This is a genomic window from Pseudomonas sp. P5_152, assembly GCF_033989915.1.
Taxonomy (GTDB): domain Bacteria; phylum Pseudomonadota; class Gammaproteobacteria; order Pseudomonadales; family Pseudomonadaceae; genus Aquipseudomonas.
On record NZ_JASFAH010000002.1, the window covers coordinates 165462 to 185698 of the forward strand.

At 56.5% G+C, this 20237-nt stretch carries 12 protein-coding genes and 3 pseudogenes; 8 read left to right on the forward strand and 7 right to left on the reverse strand.

Going from position 1 to position 20237, the window contains the following annotated elements; genetic code table 11:
• Positions 1-184 precede the first annotated feature (184 nt).
• Entirely contained in the window at positions 185-2167 is a 1983-nt protein-coding gene (locus tag QMK50_RS00655; protein WP_213028693.1) for a UvrD-helicase domain-containing protein, read from the reverse strand.
• Positions 2167-4254, reverse strand: a complete 2088-nt coding sequence (locus QMK50_RS00660; RefSeq protein ID WP_320332203.1) for an ATP-dependent nuclease — start codon at positions 4252-4254, stop codon at positions 2167-2169. The genes QMK50_RS00655 and QMK50_RS00660 overlap by 1 nt, the downstream gene beginning before the upstream one ends.
• Before the next feature lie 286 nt (positions 4255-4540).
• Here QMK50_RS00660 and QMK50_RS00665 point away from each other — a divergent pair, with 286 nt between their 5' ends.
• Entirely contained in the window at positions 4541-5851 is a 1311-nt protein-coding gene (locus QMK50_RS00665; protein WP_320332204.1) for a hypothetical protein, read from the forward strand.
• Positions 5852-5927: 76 nt separating this feature from the next.
• Positions 5928-7685: a hypothetical protein gene (locus QMK50_RS00670; RefSeq protein ID WP_320332205.1), complete on the forward strand. Its 1758-nt coding sequence runs from the start codon at positions 5928-5930 to the stop codon at positions 7683-7685.
• Positions 7686-7806: 121 nt separating this feature from the next.
• Here the strand turns inward: QMK50_RS00670 and QMK50_RS00675 are convergent.
• The 5 genes and pseudogenes from QMK50_RS00675 to QMK50_RS00695 form a co-directional block, all read right to left on the reverse strand.
• Positions 7807-8265 (reverse strand): annotated as a pseudogene (locus tag QMK50_RS00675) (TrlF family ATPase); the annotation flags it as partial.
• Positions 8266-8672: 407 nt separating this feature from the next.
• A pseudogene (locus QMK50_RS00680) lies at positions 8673-9072 on the reverse strand (DDE-type integrase/transposase/recombinase); the annotation flags it as partial.
• Between the two features lie 201 nt (positions 9073-9273).
• A complete protein-coding gene (locus QMK50_RS00685) occupies positions 9274-9906 on the reverse strand; it encodes a dTMP kinase (protein ID WP_320332207.1) in 633 nt (210 codons plus the stop codon).
• A gap of 114 nt (positions 9907-10020) precedes the next feature.
• Positions 10021-10239, reverse strand: coding sequence for a DUF3079 domain-containing protein (locus QMK50_RS00690; RefSeq protein WP_320332208.1), 219 nt, complete (start codon positions 10237-10239; stop codon positions 10021-10023).
• A 246-nt stretch (positions 10240-10485) separates the two neighbouring features.
• Positions 10486-10868, reverse strand: a pseudogene (locus QMK50_RS00695) (c-type cytochrome).
• Positions 10869-11051: 183 nt separating this feature from the next.
• On the opposite strand from QMK50_RS00695, the gene QMK50_RS00700 reads away from it, so the two are divergent.
• From QMK50_RS00700 to QMK50_RS00725, 6 genes are read left to right on the forward strand one after another with little or no spacing between them, the layout of a single operon-like run.
• Positions 11052-13052, forward strand: coding sequence for a type VI secretion system tip protein VgrG (locus QMK50_RS00700; RefSeq protein ID WP_320332209.1), 2001 nt, complete (start codon positions 11052-11054; stop codon positions 13050-13052).
• On the forward strand, positions 13049-13915 hold the full coding sequence (locus QMK50_RS00705) for a DUF4123 domain-containing protein (protein ID WP_320332210.1): 867 nt from the start codon (positions 13049-13051) through the stop codon (positions 13913-13915). Before QMK50_RS00700 ends, QMK50_RS00705 begins: the two co-directional genes overlap by 4 nt.
• Complete coding sequence (locus tag QMK50_RS00710) at positions 13912-17544, forward strand: toxin VasX (RefSeq protein WP_320332211.1); 3633 nt, start codon at positions 13912-13914, stop codon at positions 17542-17544. Before QMK50_RS00705 ends, QMK50_RS00710 begins: the two co-directional genes overlap by 4 nt.
• The gene (locus tag QMK50_RS00715; protein ID WP_320332212.1) at positions 17528-18658 is read left to right on the forward strand and encodes a hypothetical protein; all 1131 of its coding nucleotides are present in this window, start codon (positions 17528-17530) and stop codon (positions 18656-18658) included. The genes QMK50_RS00710 and QMK50_RS00715 overlap by 17 nt, the downstream gene beginning before the upstream one ends.
• A complete protein-coding gene (locus tag QMK50_RS00720; RefSeq protein WP_320332213.1) occupies positions 18655-19122 on the forward strand; it encodes a hypothetical protein in 468 nt (155 codons plus the stop codon). The genes QMK50_RS00715 and QMK50_RS00720 overlap by 4 nt, the downstream gene beginning before the upstream one ends.
• Positions 19106-20236, forward strand: coding sequence for a hypothetical protein (locus QMK50_RS00725; RefSeq protein WP_320332214.1), 1131 nt, complete (start codon positions 19106-19108; stop codon positions 20234-20236). The genes QMK50_RS00720 and QMK50_RS00725 overlap by 17 nt, the downstream gene beginning before the upstream one ends.
• The last annotated feature ends 1 nt before the right edge of the window (position 20237 follow it).

Genomic DNA, 20237 nt, shown 5'->3' on the forward strand with positions numbered 1-20237 from the left:
CGCAGCCTCAGTAAGATCGTACGAGTGAGGGGCAGAACAATTTTCCGTTGGGATGAGAGCTGAAAATTTTTTAGAGCCAGTCCAATCACTCGCTCTTCAAGTGCAGAAATGTCTTCAGTCTTGGAGAAAGATGCTCCACCCAGGTCTTTGGAAACCGCTTCGGCTATCTGCCGATAGCTTACGCTTACATATCGAGCTCATTGATCACCCACCCCTGCGCCTCCAGCGCTGCCTTTCGCACAGCTCTCGCCTCCCTCTCGCCCAGCGCGCTGCTTCGAATAGCCAGGCACAGCAGATGCGTTGGCCTAGTCATACCTACGTACATGAGCATCCTGTTCTTCCGGTAAGTCACTTTGTGCTCTTTCTTCACCAGAGGCTTACCCTCCAGCCAGGGCAGCATCATTTCCAGGAAGCGCTGTCCACTGAATGTTTCCACAATCAGGGTCGCCGTATGAGTCTTGCCCTTTACAGAGTGCATGGACGCCAGCTGAACGTCGACGGGGTCGTCTCCGCCCTCCTCGGATCGGTAGGTGTTGATGGCTTTATGTGGTACCTCGGACTCGACATCGACCGTTTCCCCTGGTTCTGTCCACGCCAAGTAGGCTTCTACCTCGGAGCTGTTTGATATGGCCTCCCCAGGATGCAGTTCTGCGATCAGGCGTCGAAGCAGCACGACATGCGTATGAACCCACCGCTCCTCTCTTAGCGGATGCGAGTAGAACAAATAGAGGTAGATACATCGTTGGTAGGCTTTCAGAAGGTTCGTGTTAGACGCCAAGCTTCGCTCTATATAGCGGTGAAGCCTCGTCCTGATCTGGACAGGTTTTCTTAACCCACTACGTTCGGCGAGATGAAGCAGACACTTGGCAATCATCTCGACGCTTTCGTGAGCATGACCGGTATTGGCTAGGTGTGCCCTTGCCCTACGAACACCTTCAACGAACGTCTTAGGAGCGTATCTAGAGGTACTAGCATCAGAGCGGTAGGCGCTCCAATAATGCTCCAGGGCCTTTGGATATTGCTCGATCTTGTAGTCCTTCAGCCGATGCACTGCGCCGATTGCATGCACCCCATCCTTGCGCTCCGCAACGGGTAGACACCGGGACACCAAATTCGCAAATGCGCCGAGGACACCCCTTGCATTGTCGTCAGGGAAGACAAATATTGTGTTTGGACAGCCAACTCCCGTTCTGCCCCGACCTATCAACCCCCCGGTAATTGGAGCTACCGCAAAGCTGTTCGCCTGAGAGGCAATGGCCTGGTTGAATCGGAAGCTCGTGGAGATATCAATCGTCTCTCCATGAGGGAAGGCCCCATCGGACTCGCCGTCGCCCTCAAAGATCTGCTGATTGGGATCCCCCACCCTCACCACGACTGTATTTGCAGTATCGCGCGGAAAGACGTGGTTCAAGAGGCGACTCTGCTTCACATCGGTGTCTTGCATCTCGTCGACGAGCACGCAGGGGAACCGAGCTTGCAGCGACTGAGCAATATTCGGTTCTTGCTCGATCATGGCCTGGCCGAGCGTGAATACCTCGTCGTAGCAAAAGTAGCCTTCCGACGCAGCAGCGCCCATGGCTCTGCCTAGCTTTCCGTGTGACGGAGCTTTAGGTGAACAAATGTAGTGCGCGCCCCCAAGCGGATCAGAAAAGTCAGCGGTTTGAAGACGAAGATCAGCAAGCGTTTTGTCCTTGTTGCCAAGGAAGATCTCCATATTTCTTCGCTCACCACCCAACGCCCTTCCCCTGGCACGTCCAGTCGCCTCGTCATCAATCATAACCAACGGGTGGCCATTCGAGCGCAGCCAAGGCGACGCGAGAAACCGCATGACAAAACCATGGATGGTGTCGATGAAGTGCGGGTATCGCAATAGTCTCTGGCCAACCTCTGTGGCGCCCAGCCGGCTCTCGATTTCCTCACGTGCCGCATTGGTGTGCGACAGCACGCAGATCCCCTGCGTTCGACTACGCCAGTGGCGCCCAAGTATGGCGAGCTTGGCAACTATCAAGGTGGTCTTGCCGCTACCCGGGCATGCCGCCACATCGAGCGTATCGAGGCGCTTGAGAAACTCCCTCCGTCGCTCATCCAGGTCGCGCAGCGACATAAGGGCGCTCACCCATTCGATGTCTGCATCCGTGACTGGCGGAACAAGATCTTGGAGCCGCATTACACAAATTCCCCCGCTTCAGTTGTCTGGGGAGGGGCCGTAGTGGCGGGCTCAGCAGGTGGTTCTGGTGTCTGAGAAAGAATTGGACTTCCAGTTGCAAACTCTATCGCTTCAACCAGGTATATCGGTAGCGCTGCACGCAAGCTCGCCTGGTCGAGTTCACCCTCATCAAATGCCATTTGCAGCAGGTCGACCAAGTGTTGAGCAGTGATCGACTTGGAGCCGGAATCCACAAGACGGTAAATCTCAGTGGCTCGCTCTTGATCGGTGGGATAGCGATCCTTGAGTACCGTCAGCGCCTTGCTCGCCTTCTCAAGGACTTTCTCGCGTGTCAGTTTGCGCTCATTCAGCTTCACGTCATGTACGGCCAACGTGGCAGCGCGATGCACCCATTCCATGAGTCCCTCGACAGCCAGATCGTATTCGAGCGTCCAATGAGTGGCCACGAAGGTTTTTACATTCTGACCATCACCACGTGAACGTTTTTCTCTATGAGCCGCTAGCCTCCGCGCTCGTTCCGCATCTGTAGCACCAAAGTCGCTCAACATCCGCCATCGACGAGGGGCCCGTTTGCCGCTAGCCGTGAGCTTGTTCGGGTTCAGTCCCATGATTGCCGGCGCGCAATCAGGCATTACATCCATATCGGTGATGCAGGCGGTTGGAATCTGGATTTCGCCTTCGGAGATATCAGCGCGCTGCATGATGTGCGCATAGCGACGCAAGCCAACTCCACCCACGTTGACGATCGACACGCCGTGCTTTGTCAGGTCGCGTTCTAGCAGCCGAGCCAACGCCGGCATAAGTATCGCCTCGGCATCCCCTTCTACGATGAGCAGCCCCTTCGCAAAGAACAGACTGGCTTTTGTGGCATCCAGAAAACGGCTTAGGAAGCGATAGTCATCAGCGGAGAGCTTGGTGCGCTCCTGCGCCATGGAGAACGCGCGCTGGCCTTGAATGAGTACCAGGTTTTCCAGAGCAATCTTAGAGCTCAGGTTGGGGCTGTGCGTGGTAAGAATCACCTGCACGGGGCGTGTCTGCGCTGGCTCTTGCTGTTGCCTCTGCGCCTGGGCTACAGGCTGGGATGCGCTCACCAGAAACTCCATCAGTCTGAGCTGGCGCTGCGGGTGAAGATGCGCTTCAGGCTCTTCGATCAACAGTAGCGGCAGCCCGTCCGGCTCCTTCCCAAGCAGGAGGAGCTCGCAGGCCATGAACAGCAGATTGTTTGAACCCAGGCCATAACTGCCCTTCGCAAGACCTGAACTCTTGTCCAGCAGCCCCAATTCGAGCCGCTCAAGGATTAGCTTGAGCTTTGCGGTCTCACTTTCGGAATTGCCGAAGCCAAGATGGCTATGAAGCGGGTGCCCAGCCAGTGAGAGAGGCTCCAGGTATCGGTCATTGATCGTCGCCTGGGCGACCTTGATGGCTTCATGTCCTCTAACGAGTTCACGCATGTAATCGCCCATGCCGGCAATACTCAGATCAGAGGCCTCAGCTGTTGACGCCGGCGGTGCGGTATCGACATAGGACTCACCGGTTTCAATCCCCGGAAAGCTGGACAGAACTTGAGACAATCGAGAGTTACGGCCCGGTGACATCTCCCGCTCAGCATCACGCAAAGGCTTCAAGTAAGCGGTCGCCAGCAACTGGCGCACACCGACGTCCAGTAAGGGCCCTTCTCCGCGCTCGCCACAACGAACTTGGATGTCTACCCAGCGACGAGATGCTGTCGGAATTGCGAGTCGACGTGCTGACCAGTGCACATGGAGCACCCCTTCCCCGCGAGAGAATGTTACGTACTCAGCAAAGGCACCGAGCTCTAACGAGGATAGCCCCGACAGTGTGCAAATCAAGGTGATGTCGGTCGCAGGCTCGCCGTTGCTCGTGACGTGGAAGTCTTCGAGCTCCAATCGCAGAAAGTCGGAGTCACGGGTCTGCAGGACATGCCGGATGGCGTCGATTACCGCTGTCTTGCCGGCATCATTCTCCCCTACAAGCGCAGTGACGCCCTCATTGAAGTGAATGAAAAAGCCTGGAGTCAGATCGCCAAACTGGCGGAAATTCCGGATCGAGAGCGCTGAAAGGTACATCCACTTCTCCCTAAGCTTGGCGTCTGTTGGCCTCTTGGCTTCCTGGCCGAGCGCAATGTTACTGGCTATATGCCACAGACTGAGGCGAGACGCTATCTCTAGCACCATCATCTGTAACAGGGGGCAATCAATTAATTTTCCGACTCAAATTCTTAGTGGCAACATTAGTCTCGAGATCGCGCACCGAATCCGGCATGCTTTCCCGCAAGAGTCAGAAGAAAATCGCGGCAGACCAGTCCCCTGAAGGAAACAGTGACCTCACTGTGAATTAATCGAGAAGAACAACTTGAAACTTAGCATTGATGGCTTAACACTAAGCACCTACGAGACGAAACTTGTTAGAATCTGCTCTGACTGCAGCAGAGCCTACAGCATATTAGATTATGCGGGGGGGCGTGATCATTACTTCTATAGACCCACCAACTACAAAAATGGTTGCGAGCGGCACTGCTTAGAATGCTGGCTTGGTGTTTCTGAGCCTCTAGATACGCCTCCCGAAACGAACGAGTCTATAGGGGTGGAAACCCCTTGCCCTGAAATTCATCAACACTGGTATGACGAAAAAAAATATAGAAGCATTGACCAAGGTGATCTTTGTAAAGCATACAAAAAATATTTCCAAGAAGACTGCCATCTAGCAATACTCCCACTCTCTCGATTAGTTACTGATCGCTCAGTATTTCTCCCATATGGAGTTATGATCTATCCACAAGGAAGATTAAATCTAGCGAGCATACACGTTGACAACAAGCAGTTAACGAAGGTTGCATATTCTCAGATAAGCGCATCCAATGTGCGTTTAGGACAGCTGGATAAACATCCTTTGCTTGTGATACCTCTAAAGTTTTCTTGGGAGGAACTTAAGCGTGGCAGTCACAGCGCTCATCTGGAAATGATAGCCAGAATATCCGAAATAACTGACAGTCTGTGTTTTGACGTAATCAACTACCAAAACTGCAAGCTGGAACACCTTGCATGCGAAACCAAGCCAGCAAATGCTGGACAATTAATGTCCAATTTAATGATGTCGGCAGCGCTTTTGGTGAAATCGGATGCGATGAACTCCGTTTTGCTGGCCGGCGCAGCCTTCACACATGTAACTACGAAAGGTCTTGGCCTCGACTTACGTCAACCGGAGTGGGATCGGTTCCCACAGTACGGAGAGGTCGGCAAGATCGCTGCTCATGGGCTTTCGCTCTATTCTCAAATGCTTCAGACCCAATCAGCCACGTCAAAATTCGTACAAGCGTTAAGCTTGATTGAGTTCCTAGCATGTCCAGATGATTTTATGAAATTTCAGGATATAAAAAAGGTGGTCTCAAAATATGTGACCAACTGTCCCAAGGAGCACGAACGATTAATGGACAGATTTCGAGAGCTCACTGGAAAGAAAGACGAGACGACGAAGCAAGAGGTTGGGCTCAGAACCAATATTGTTCACATAGGGGCACGGCTCGAGCAACTGATCAAAAGCAGAAGTGAACGGGAGAATCTTTTTAGAGAGCTTGACGGCTATGTTCGCGCAATGCTAGATCACATGATTGAACACGACTACATGTCGAGCGAAGAGTATGAAACGCTGAAAAAAAGCATGTGATTCAGAACAGCCAAGTGCAAGGCACATCAGCTTCAACACTTCAACGGCTTAAAGGTTTTCTAAGGACAGAGTTTTTATGAGCACCCTGCTTCAACATGCCCCAACCAACCCAAAATTCTTGGCTGATATTACTCGCTCTATAATTGAGCTTGAAGACAGGATTAAGCAATTCCCATTCTTTCAATCTGCAAAAGCTGCGGGCACGCTGACCGCCCGTGAGAGCGGTGAGTTCTTCACTCAAGCGATCCAGGCCATGGAAGAGGCATATTCACGCGATCTGAACGCCTATTCAGCAATGCGCTGGATGTACTACTTTCGACGCACACCCAACACTGTTTTCGCCGGAAACTTGATTTCAACCTGCCCTAATGCACGTGCATTAGCTGAGGTCTACGCAAACCGTAGTGTCAAGCTGGAGTCAGCTGGGTACGGCAGCAAAGGTTTTGTCTTTCCTGTCAACGAAAGCACACTGAGGCATATTGCTCGCTTCATAGCCTTCATCAACATCATTTACGACTTGCAGGTTGGGTTCAAGTTAGCGAGTAAGGAATACAGCTTTACCTTCCCAACTGAAGGTAACCGCGCCCCCGGAAGGCTTACAAAAGGAGCGCTCGCCTTCAGACCGATGGCGAGCCCAGCACCGACGAGACTCCCGAGTCGCGTTTCAGATCCGGTATTGGAGAATGCGGTTCGGATATATGACCAGCGCCATGATTCCCATAGTCGTACATTTCATGGTGCCGCCTTGAACCAGGCAGGCTTGGCCCATGATGAGTCCGCTGACAAGATCATCAATACAGAGGTGAATTTTGCACAAGCGTATTGGGGCCTATTAAGCGACGAGATCGCGGTTGCGCCCCAAGAGTTCCTGAAAGGACACCCACGAGCCGCTGCTTACGGAAGCGCAGGAAAGGTTTTGATTCGGTTCCGCCCAAGCACTCTTGATCTCGCGAGAATCTTTGAACTGCATCGAGCGCCAGCACTGGAAAAACAAGCCATTGAGCCCAACGCCTCGCTTTGCCTCTTGGTACTTTTGATCGCTGGACGCTACTTACAGCGAAGCCGCTACTCGATCCTGCGGACTATGGAGCTCGGCTATTTCATCATGCCGTTCAACGAGTGGAACATGCTCGGGGAGAAAGTGTATGACGCCGTCTGCGATGACGTACGTCAGCACCTACCTCAGTTCCAGGCGCCGGAAAGCTTCGAAGCATTCAGCTCTAGCTGCTTGAGCTTTTTGGGAGAAGTTTGGCCTGCCGCTCATGGCGCTCCTGCCAGAAAAACGAATGACTACATGTGTGTCGACATGTGGGCGGCCTCTATGGGTTTTTTGGCGTGGTTCAACATCCCGAAGACACAAGGCAAAGTCGCCAACGAGCGGGCAACAAAATTCGAAGATGTCGTTCAACAAAGGATTGATCGAACCCGCTGGGCCGACGACAACATTCGCGAGCTTAGGCAACGGACGCTCAAAGTCGCTGGCCAAGCCGTGACCGATATAGATGCAATTGGCTCGTTTGAAGGCACCCTCCTCCTCGTGTCCTGCAAAAGCATCCCGTACACTCGGGAGTACGATCAAGGAGTCCATTCTGTTATCCGTAACGCTGCGTCGACCGTAAACAACGGTGTGAACACCTGGGTAAATATCGTGAATCGACTTTCAGAAAACCCAGTGGGTGACAACTTCGATTTCACCAAATACGAGAGAATCGTCGGTGTTGTTTGCACCCCCTTCGCGGTCTATACGAGCGATGAGCAGTCACTCTCAATTTCCGTGGGTACGCTGCGCTGGGCATGCTCACTTGATGAGGTGATTGCATTCCTTGAGGGTTAGCCTCTTAAGGTTGCAATTGCCACTCTCTAGGCCTGGGAGAACCTCAGTGCCGCGTCTACACGCGCGGCCAAAAATCACGAGTGCACAGCACCGCAAAACATGGATCGGCGAGACGGTTTGATTAGAAGTGGTACTTGTCAAAACGACGCCTGAACGCCTCCTCTGACCCCTCCATGATGTCCAGCACAGCTAAGGCGGTCTCTCGCCTGTCCAGACCCTCTTGTGCCAATACCCCTCCTCTTCCGTTGACAGATTCAAGTGCAAAAACGAATTCGGCGTCAGCATTCACAGGTAGGTTGGCGTTGTGCGTGGCCAAGATGATTTGGCGACAGGATTTTGCCTGCCGAAGCAACGGCACCAAGTCTTTGTAGATGAAGCTTGCATCTACTTCGTCCTCTGGCTGATCGATGATAATTGGGCCGTCGCCTTTCACCAGCAGCATGTGGAGTATCGCCGCATTACGCTGCCCTTCGGATAGCTGGCCGCCTTCCAGATTGCTCACCAATGACCGGTCGTTGCGATAGAGTTCGATGTCCACAACATCTGGGATGCGTGTCACACGAAAATTGCGCCATCCATTCACAACCTTCGGCTTGTTCTTCACCACTGTCGACCTGTTCTCCCCAGTCATACCACTCCCTCGATTTTCTAAAACGTTGGCAACAATCAGACCTCAGCCTGAGACTTACGACGAGCTTTGAGCGATTTCAAAAGCGCGGCGGAGCCCACGATGATCAACACCAAAACTGCCGCTCAGATCGCGATGTAGGTTGGCCAACGATCAGTTGCGTTGGTGGCACCCAAGATCAACGAGGCCACGACGATTAACACAGGCTGTAAGGACTTTGCTCATCGCGAAGATGCGGGTTTCGAAGCGGTGAATCAAGCTCGGCCAGCGGATGTCCTTGCCACTCTCGTAGGCTGAAAGTGCTCCAAGCGCAGCCGAATGCATCTCATCTCGCGATAGCAGAGCTAGCTATGTAGTGGTCAACTAATCCCGGACACGACGTTAAGTTTTTTCTCGGCCTGAGCTGGGGCCAGCCAACCGTTGAACTGATGTGGTCGAATCCAGTTGTACCGATGCATCAAATAATGGCTGATGTCTCGGTGCGCTTCTTGAGCCGTCATGTAGCCCACGGTCGGTATCCACTCAGTTTTCAAGCTCCGGAACACGCGCTCCACGGCGCGTTGTCCCAACAGTTTCCACGACGACTCATGCTCTGGCGCATGCGGTAACGCCAGAGACATTGGCGAAACTGACGGCTGCCATATTGCGACCCCTGATCCGAGTGGAACAGCAGTCCTTGAGGTCTACCTCGCTTTTCATAAGCCATGTCCAACGCCTTGATCACCAATCCGCGTCCGGTTTGCTCGACAGCGCCCAGCCCGCATCTTCTGGACAGGACGATGTAGAGGTAGGTAACCTGTGATGATGGTATGATCTCTATACCAGACCAAAAAAAGACCTCATCGGCGCCCTAAGCGTGAGCAGCCAGCGCTATTTTCCGAGCCTTTTGCCATTCATCGGAACAGAGTCAACACGCAACGCCGAGGGTTCGCGCTGACAAAGCAAGCATCTGCCCAGGTGCTATGCACTGGCGTCTACAGAGCTGCGAAGGACCCTTTGGATCTGCGCAACCACCTGCATCGTTGCGACTTCGATCGTTCCTTCATTGCGGCACAAAACCCAGTCGTGATCTGCAATCGCGCGCTCGAACGCCTGGGTACAAGCGACATGTTCTTCCAGCTTATGGATCACGGTACTGCTCAGCCCACGCTGGCGTGCCGCGGCCCTCGCCCATGAAACCTCAGGGTCGGTAACAACCCCGACATGCAGGTCTGGCACTTGCACGCCTCGATCAATGTTCAACTGCAGGATCTCTGCAAACGGGATCTGCCGGCGAAACGCGGCATCGGACGGGTACCAGCGATCGATCAGGATGATGCTGTCCTGTGGCTGTTTAGTCAGCACGTGCTGGGAAATCCAGCGGCGACTATCGGCAAAGCGTCGGCAAACCTCCCACTCCAGATCCCGTATGGGATTTCTGACGAACTGGTTTACCAGGGCCATGGTTTCACCCCTGTAGGGATCGCTTTTACTCTCGCAAAGTCGGATCACCTTTTTGTTGTCTGCCCGCAGTACTTTCGTAACGGCCTCCAACAGTGTGGTTTTACCGGTTCCCTTGGGCCCATCTAGAGAAACAAACAGCGGACGATTCATTCTTCACTAACGATTGATATACGGTTGTTTTGCCCGGTTCGTTCGCTGGAGGCGCTTGGCGCAACTAAAGCGAGTCGAGTGGAGGGAGCATATGAATAGGCGTGGATGAGCACTTTAACCCGGTTTCTGGGTATCTATCGGCTTGTCGTTTGTCATCAGGGGATCGATGCCCCAGTCACCAGGAAGATGCCAATCGTCGCCAAAAAGTTCGGCCGGATGCATCGTACGGTCAGAGCCATTGCCGCAGGCCAGGGACTTCGCCGGGCAATAGCGGTCGCACCCCCAACAGATCCGTTCGGGGTGCTTAGGGTTGATGGGGAAATTCCTGGCCATGCCGATCTCCGGTCATTGGGAGGCGTTCTTCCAACCTACAGCCCTTACGCAAATCCAATCTTGATACGCGTCAAGAATCGACGTTGGTGCCTGCGTGCACCTCCTTCGCAATCCTGGAGCTAAGCTAACGCCTGAATAGACTGGGGACGTCACTCATGCTCAATAAAAATCCTTTGTCAGGCGGTCATCCAACCCTATCGACTTGGGACGACCAGAACGCCGCGACATCTCTCGGTGACGAAGCGTTTACCGCACCGCCCGCCATGACCAACGCCGGTTTGGCGGCCAGCCATTGGTGTTGATTTTCGAACTCCACTTGAGGAACTCAGCGATGTCATCCACCTCCTGGTCACTTAACTTGAACTGAGGCATCGCGCGACGGCCCGGTATTCCCAGTGGCTGCATCTTCATCCAAGCGTGCAGGAAGGGTTTGAAACCCTCCTCTGCGCCGCGTCGCTGGAATACGTTGCCCAACTCGGGAGCAAGCAGGCGCCCTCCCCCAGCAGCGTGTGGCAGCCAGTGCAATTGTTTTGCTCCCAGACCTACTTGCCGCGCTCGACCGATTCGGTTAAAAACGCCTCATTGCTGCGCTCTGGAAAGGTCTGTTCCGTGTGATAGGTCTGCCCGATGGCGTTTAATCAACGTGCGGCCTACCACCTTTATTCCTACGCAAATCACTTACAAGATCAGAGCCCTCGACAACCACCCGGTTTAACGGACGCGTCCTACGCTAAATATCGATTCATCTGACTGCGCCAATTTGTAGATCCACGCAAAGTCCCGTGCCTAAAAATAGACACAGGGACATGTGGATGCAAAGCGATGCCAAGCAGGTCGTTTTCAAACTCGACATTGAAGGTTTTCCCCACGATCTTCAGGTACTCGAATTCCGCACCAAGGAGAGGCTCAACCAACCCTATGCAGTCAAACTCGAACTGGTCAGCGAACGCCCGGACCTGGACCTCGAGTCTCTGCTGCATCGCCCAGCTTTTCTGCGCTTGGGTCCTGATAACTCCGGCCTTCACGGGCAGGTCTATCAAATCGCCCAAGGCGATTCAGGCAAGCGCCTGACCCGCTATCAGATGACGTTGGTGCCCCGACTCGCCTACCTCACCCACTGCCACAATCAGCGTATTTTTCAGCACTTGAGCGTGCCGCAGATCATCGCCAGCGTGCTGAAAGACCAGGGAATGCAGCCCGATACCTGGCGCTTCCAGCTAAGCGCCGAGTACCGGCCACGGCTCTATTGCGTGCAGTACGAGGCCGACCTGCATTTCCTGCAAAGGTTGTGCGAGGAAGAAGGTCTGCACTTTCATTTCGAGCACAGCCCTGACGGCCATGTGCTGGTGTTCGGCGACGATCAAACCAGCTTCTCGAAACCCTCCCAGTCAACCGCGTACATGCCAGGCAGTGGCATGGTCGCCGAAGCGCCGGTGATCGACCGTTTCAAGCTGCGACTGGAAACCCGCCCGACCCACGTCAGCCGGCGTGATTACGACTTCGAGAAACCGCGTCTGGAGCTCGACAGCGAGGCCAAAGCCCCGCTGCTGCCGCACCTTGAGGATTATGGTTTCCCAGGGCAGTTCACCCATCGTGAGCGCGGTAAACATCTGTCCAATCGGGCACTGGAACGCCACCGCGCCGATTACCGGCAAGCCGAAGGGCGCGGTGATCAGAGCGCCATGCGCTGTGGCCATTTCGTCGACATATCCGAACACCCCCGCACTGACTGGAATGGCCTGTGGCTTCTGACTGAAGTCGAGCATGTTGGCCTGCAACCCCAAGTGCTTGAGGAGTCGATCATCGATGCCAGTCCGCAGGACGGTTTCAGTCAGGGCTATCGTAACCACTTCGTCGCGACACCTTGGGACGTCCCGTTCAGACCGGCTCTTGAACACGCCAAACCGCGAATAACGGGTAACCAGCATGCCATCGTCACAGGCCCGCCCGGCGAAGAGATCTACTGCGACGAATACGGTCGGGTCAAGGTTCAACTGCCGTGGGATCGCGAGGGTCAACACAACGAACAATTGAGCTGCTGGCTGCGGGTCGCTACCGGTTGGGCCCATGACCGCTATGGCAGCGTGCTGATCCCGCGGGTCGGCATGGAAGTCCTGGTGGGATTCACCGACGGCGACCCCGACAAACCCTTCGTCCTTGGCTGTATGCCCAACGCCTCAACCCCCGTGCCACTGGATCTGCCGGCAGAGCACACCCGCAGCATTTTCCGTAGCCAAAGCAGCCCCGGCGGTGGCGGTTACAATGAGTTGCGCATCGAGGACAGGCAAGGCGCCGAGGAAATTGCCCTGCGTGCCCAGCGCGATTTCGTCCAGCACGTGCTCAACGACGAACGCATTCAAGTCGACAACCAGCGAACCGTGATCATCGGCGGCACCGCCAGCCACGACCTGCGCGGTGAAGAACATCACCTCACCCACGGCAACCGCCTGACGGAACTCAAGCAGGACGATCATCTGTTGGTTTACGGCGACCGCCACGTCCGAACCACCAATCACCTGCTCAATGCCACCCAGCACATTCACCTGAGCGCCGGGCAGCAAGTCGTCATCGATGGCGGAGTGCGCCTGTCACTCCAGGCTGGCGGCCAATGGCTGACGCTGGGGCCGGAAGGCATTTTCAGCAGCGTGCCGATTCTACAGGGCGGCGCCCCGGCCGTGGGTCGACCTGCCGAGCCCCTGATGCCGGGCGCCTTGCCCCTGCTGAAAGTGACCTTCGATGCGGTCCAGCAACGCCATGCGTTGATTTCAAACCGCGCCTCGCGCTGCCTGATATGCGAGGCCGCTCAAGCATGAAGCTTTTGACCTCACTGCCTGAAGACCTGCCCTGGAGCGAGCAACAGGCTTTCCTGTTGCTGGACGGTACGACCTTGGGCGATTTGCCGGAACGCTTGAAACAACTGAGTCCCGGCGCTACCACCGTCGCGCTGTATGACTGCCCGTCGTTTACTGCGCTGCGGGATATCTCACCGCTGTTGGTGGCCGTTCAACAACCTGACGAGCCACTCGTTCAGTTTTATCTGGAGCACGCACACGAGGAGTCGGGCGTGCTGTTGTTCAGCCCGGACTCGGCACAAGCCGTCGCTCAGCACTTGCGCAAACTGCTGACAGTTGAATTGCCCGAAGGTCTGCCGGTGGTCCTGCGTTTGGCCGATGCGGCAGTGGCGCAGGCGTTGTTCGGTAGCGGCGATCAGCGTTTGTTCGGTCCCATTGTCTGCGTGGTGATGGCCGACAGCGTCAGCACCGATTGGCAGCGTCATCAACCGCGACTGCCCGACTGCCCGGAGCTGACCACGCCCTATCGCCTGAGCCCTGAACTGAATGCAGCGTTGGACCGGGTTGATCGGCGCCGCGCGTTGCTCGAGCTCGATGCCCATTTGCTCAAATACTTCCCCGATCGCCTTGGCGGCGAAACCGTGGCCCAGCGTTGGCCCATGCTCGAACAGCTGGAGGCCGAGGCTGGCGCCTTGGGCTTGAGCAGCCAATCCGAACTTTTCCACTACGCCAACGTCATGGCCTGGCTGGACGGCACAGCGCTCGAACAACATCCATCTATCGCCCATTTGCTCCACACACCCTCACTGCAACCCCCTGGCGAGCGCGTGGCGCTGGCCGCTGATCTGGCTCAGCGCTGGGCCAGCCAAGGAGTACGCCCATGAGTCACCCTGCGAACCTTGCTGCGGCCGCCGCTTCGAAAACCGCCATCGGCTCCCCCGGTGCCTGCCCTCTGCGCCAAACCCACGTGCAACTGATGCCCTTGCGTTACGGACTGGTGGAAAAGCCCCTCGACCCGAGTGCCGAACTGAAGCTGCCCTATGCCCTGACGACCCGCCCGCTGGGCATCCGTTTACTACGCGATGGCTGGTTGTACGTCATCGACAGCGTGACCGGTCACCTGCACGAATATCAGGTCCTCAACGGACTGGTCAGCGCCTTGCTGCACAAGGGCACCAAGGTGGCAGGCGATCAGCGCACGCCCATCGAAGAGCGTCCTGCACTGGTGTTTTCAAGGCGCAGCACCCTGCATGTGACCTTCGCCGAAGTGCAGTGGACGGCGGCCAAATGCACGCAAGTGCTCGACAGCCGCGAGGAGCGCGAACACTTCATGCAGGCCGTCGATCTCGGCCCGGTGCATTGCCAAACCGGTGGCGAGCATCTGCTGACGGTCGCGCAAGGCAAGCAGTGGCTGGCGGAGATTGCGACCGATCCGGTCCGGCAGGCGCAAGCCGCCCAAGACCGCGCGGAACAGGAAGCCGAGTCGCCGCCGGACGCCGTTCTATTGCCGACGGTGCACGTTAGCGATGCCCCCGCGCACGAACGTGAACCCTATTTATGGGAGCAGCCGCGGCGCTTTCGCGAGGCGCACATTGGCGAGTTTCTCGGGCGGGTGCGCCCGGCCTATCAGGACGACACCTTGTTCCTCGTGGTGCAGGACGACCTCGGCGTATTGCGCGATCTGGCCGAGTATCAGGACACCGTGGTCGGCTGGGTCGACGACTGGAGTAATGCCGACCATAACGAACGCGATTACCTGCTGGCCTGTTACATCGAATCCTTGAGCCAGCTCAGTCCTGCGGATGTCGGCAATCTGGCCGACGCCAGCGACGATCCGCGAGTCCAGGCACTTTTTGGCGATCTGGAACAGTTGCCCGAGCCGGATCGGGAGCAGACCCGCAAAGCCTTGCTGGATTACCTGAACAAGGGCGGCAAGGTCGAGCCTGTCGACGTGCCAGCCCCCCCGGAGCTGGTGCAGCTGCGCAAGGAAGCCCAGGCCGAAGTTCAGGAGATGCTCAAGTATCAGGGGGGCAATCCAGACATCACTGCACACCGGCGCGCCATTGACGACGCGGACCGCAGTTACTACACCCGCCAGCACTTTGCGAGGGCCCCCACCGACTTCGTTGGGCAGCACCTCAAAACCCTGATCAAGCTCGGCAAGGAGCAAAACAAACGCATCATCGATGTGCTCGAAGGCTCCAGCTTCAGTGGCAAACGCGGGGTCAACGATTTCATCGACCGCCCCGCCATGGACGCTGCGCTGTTTCAGCACCGCGACAACCTCGGGCGCTGGAACCGCCTGCTCGAGCGCATCACCGCTGACCGCACCATGCTGGTGGGCGCCGGTCACTTCCATCGTTCGGCCTGGTATTACGACGCGCAGGATCAACAGCAACTCCACCAGGCGTTCACCGCCGAATACGCCTGCCTCAAGGACATCTGCCGCAGCGATCACGCCAGCGAAATTCTCCTCGGTTATCTGGAGAAACACCCGGAACTGACCCGGCCACTGTTCTACACCTTGCCGCTGCGTCTTCAGCCAGAACGGGCCGCGCAATACACCACATTGTTCAACGCCGGCATGGGGGTGTTCAACAACCTGCCGCACTGGTTGGGCGAGCTGCAGAAAATCGAACAGCCGCACCTGCCGGCGCTCGACGATCTGCCCGAACACACCCGCGCCGTCGCGGATGCGGCGCAGCACAGTCTTAGCCCGGCGCTGAACCTGGGCTTGAGCCGGGCGCTGGAAGGCTTTGACTTGTCGGGCGAAAAAATCCCCGACCTCGACGAACTGTTCAGTCGTCTGCCCAAAGCCCTGCATGTACGGATCCTCGATGCGGCGAAAACCACCGGCGTAACCTTTACCGTTGCCAGTCCGGCGGAACACGCGGCGCTGCAAACCAACCTCAAGGAACTGCTCAGCGAACGCGACTACCTGAAAACCCTGACCCGCGAACGCAACCAGATCACGCACAACAAAAACCGCCAGGGGCACAAGACGCCACGGGCGGTGGAGTTGCAGGGCGAGATCGTGCGGGTGCGCGGGCAGTTGACGCAACTTGAAGGCCGATTGGCCGGGGCGCTGAGCCCGATTGCGGAACTGCCGGATCAGTCGGTTCGGCTGTATGGCGCGACGCCGGCTCGGGCAGGGGTGACAGTAGTGTTTCCGCCGGCGCAGCAGCTGGAGGTGCGGAGTTTGTTGAAGGATATTCGGTTGGGGGTTCAAGGCGTGCCGAATGGGAAGTTGATTCGAAGCGAAGGGATGGGGTTGTTGGTGTTTTTGGTGCAGGGGGTGAATTTGGTTTCGGTTATAAGGGAACTGACCAACCAATCCAGGAACAAGCGAACATGGGCTCCCTTGGCCAATGCGCTGGCGGCTACCGGAGCTGCGGGATTTACTGCGGCGCAGAGTCTGGCTGATACCGCGTTGAAGGCACGCAGCGCTGCACTCGTCGCGGGTCTTCAACACCAAGCCTTGCAGAATGTGCATGTGCAGATGGGCAAGATGCATGTTGGCTTGGGTTTCTTTACCTACCTTTTTGGTTTTGCCTCTTCAATGGTCAGCCTCATCCACCACCACCAGAACTGGCAGCAGGCGACACGTAGCGGGAATGCGGCAGCACAGAATAGTGCAGCGCTCGCGACAGCGGGGGCGGCCGGCATGACGACCGTCAATGCCTATGGTTTGAGTCACACCGGTCGTGCTGCGTTTAACGTGTTGATCGCAAAAAACACGGCTGCAAGAACGGCCGCGTGGGCCGCTGCGGGTACCCGTCTCTCAACCGTGTTTTTCCGCTTCAACCTGGCCGGCGCCCTGTTCACCGTGCTGGAACTGGGTGGCACCTGGCTGTACAACCGCTACAACATCAGTGCCCATGATAAATGGCTGAAAACCACGCCGTGGAGCCTGGACACCGAGACACGCGGAAACCATACGCTGGATGAATATCAGCGTTATCTGGCCTATTTGCTGAACGCCCCGTACGCGCAACTTGGCCCGAATGAGCATGACTCGTGGCTGAAAAACCTGCTGTTAAAGGCCAAGCCCAGGGACATTCACCTGGTGCTGCCAAGGCTCAAACTCAGTGATTTCCAGCCACCGTTGAGTGGACAACCGGCTCATCGCCTGGGGATCGGCGCCCACCGTATTGCCATCCCCCTCCACAGTCGTGGCGCACCGCGAGAGCGTAAGGACGTCATCAGCGAAGAAGTGGTGAACAGCCTGCGCATCGTGCAAGCAGGACCCGATCGGTTGGTGTTATGCCTGCAATACCCGCTGGACCCTGATGCTGAATTTACCCCGGCGTCCGAAACGTTGGAGCTGGCGGTCTGCATACAGACCTTGAACGCCAAGGGTGTGTGGGAGTCGCTGACTGACGTTATTCACCTCAATCCGCGCGGTAAGGGCCATCTCCCTTCGTTGCCCCGTCAATCCGTTAACGAGCATCCACCGTTGTTGCTGGTTGAAACCCATCTGCTGGAGCTGGCCGACCATGCCCACCAAGATTGATAGCCTCGTGCCGACCTTGCACCTTGCGCAATCCCGAAATGCCGGCGATGTCGAGCCGTTTCCCAGTGGGAGAATCACTTATCTCGCGCCTCTGCCATTGCCGACAGCGCTACCACCGCACGGTCCGCATATCGGGGAAATGAATGACGTGTACATGGACTTTGGCTTGGGATCGCCCCAGGTGTTTTCATGGCAGCTCATATTAGGCGGACCATTCAGCGGTGCCTTCTCGATTGCATTTCTATTTCCACTAATCGGCGGCTTCATGTTTTTTTTGTTCGGCATGGGGTGGGACGATATTTCTCACGCCATAGAGGGGATCTTCCATGAAACCTACGGACTAGCCCTGATAACCGGCTTCTCTGCCTTGGCCATCCTCCTTTGCACTTGGCGCCACACCCACAACAAACGCGCCGCCATCATCCCCACCCGCTTCAACCGCCAACGCCGCGAAGTCTGCTTCATGCCCGAAGACGCCACCGAGCCCGTCTTCGTCCCCTGGGAATCCCTCTCCGCCTGGGTCATCGAAGCCCAGGGCGCCACCCAATACGGCATCCACCGCCAATACGGCATGGGTATCGGCTTCCAGCACGGCGAGACCCTCACCAGCGTTGAATTCCCCTGCTTCGGTCTGTCCCTGGCCATCAGCCACTGGGAAGCCATCCGCGGCTACATGGAATACGAAATCCACGACCTCAAATCCATTCAAGTCCCGCTCGACCTGCAAGGCCCTGACGACCCGCCCTACGAAGGCCTGCACACCTTCCACAACGCCCGAGCGCGCATGCACCAACAAATCCGTGACGGCCAACGTGGTCGAATGTCCGGCTTCTTCTGGTACCTGTACCACGTGATGACGCTGTGGACGATTCCCAACCACCTGACCGAATGGGAGGTCCGCCGCCTTAAGAAAATGGCCCCGCAGGCCATGCCCGAAGTGATGCGCCAATGGTCCGAGCCGTTACCGAAAGAACATTGGGCCAAGCCGAGCGAAGAACTGGTTCGAATGAGCGAACAGGTCCGGCAACTGCATAAACGTCAACCGCGACGCCCGATCACCGAGATCTTTTCTGAAGTGCAGCGCTTGAATCCGACGGACAAACGTCGCGCATGAACTGCTACAGCCGTAAAACCCTGCTCGACTATCAGGAAAAACACCCGGAACTGATCCGAAGTGGCAAAGCGACTCATCGCCTGGGGATCGGCGCCCACCGCATTGCCATTCCTCTCCACAGTCGCGGCGCACCCCGAGAGCGCAAGGACATCATCAGAGAGGAAGTCGCAAACAGCCTGCGCATTGTGCAAACAGGACCTGATCGGTTGGTTTTATGCCTGCAATACCCGCAGGACCTTGATGCTGAATTTACCCCTGCGTCCGAAACACTGGAGCTGGCCGTCTGCATACAGACCTTGAACGCCAAGGGGGTGTGGGAATCGCTGACTGACGTTATTCACCTCAACCCGCGCGGTAGGGACCATTTTCCTGCGTTGCCCCGTCGATCCGTTACCGAGCATCCACCGCTGTTATTGGTTGAAACCCATCTGCTGGAGTTGGCCGACCATGCCCACCAAGATTGATACGCCTCTGCCTTCCCCGCACCTTGAGCAATCCCGAAAAGCCGGAGATGTGGAGCCGTTTCCCAGTGGGAAAATCACTTATCTCGCGCCGTTGCCACTGCCGACAGCGATGCCGCCGCTCGGTCCGCATATCGGTGAGCTAAATGAGGTGTACATGGACTTCGGGTTAGGTTCACCGCAGGTATTTTCATGGCAGGTCGTATTAGGTGGACCATTCAGCGTTGCCTTCTCAATCGCATTTTTGATACCTCTATTTGGCGGCTTCATGTTTTTTTTGTTCGGGATGGGTTGGGACGATGTTTCTCATGCCATAAAAGGGATTTTCAATGAGGCCTATGGAATAGCCCTGATAACCGGCTTCTCTGCTCTAGCCATCCTCTTCTTCACTTGGCTCCACTATCACAACAAACGCGCCGCCATCATTCCCACCCGCTTCAACCGCCAACGCCGCGAAGTCTGCTTCATGCCCGAAGACGCCACTGAACCCGTCTTCGTCCCCTGGGAATCCCTTTCGGCTTGGGTCATCGAAGCCCAAGGCGCCACCCAATACGGCATCCACCGCCAATACGGCATGGGCATCGGCTTCCAGCACGGCGAGACACTCACCAGCGTCGAATTCCCCTGCTTCGGTCTTTCCCTGGCCATCAGCCACTGGGAAGCGATTCGCGGCTACATGGAATACGAAATCCACGACCTCAAATCCATCCAGGACCCGCTAGACCTGCAAGGCCCCAACGACCCGCCCCACGAAGGCCTGCACACCTTCCACAACGCCCGAGCGCGCATGCACCAACAAATCCGTGACGGCCAACGTGGTCGGGTGTCCGGCTTCTTCTGGTACCTGTACCACGTGATGACCCTGTGGACGATTCCCAACCACCTGACCGAATGGGAAGTCCGCCGCCTTAAGAAAATGGCCCCGCAGGCCATGCCCGAAGTGATGCGCCAATGGTCCGAGCCGCTGCCGAAGGAACAATGGGCCAAACCGAGTGAAGAACTGCTGCGCCTGAGCGCACAGGTACGAGCACTGCACAAGCGACAGCCAAGACGAGCCATTACCGAGATTTTTGCCGAGGTCCAGCGCTTGAACCCGACCGACAAACATCACGCATGAG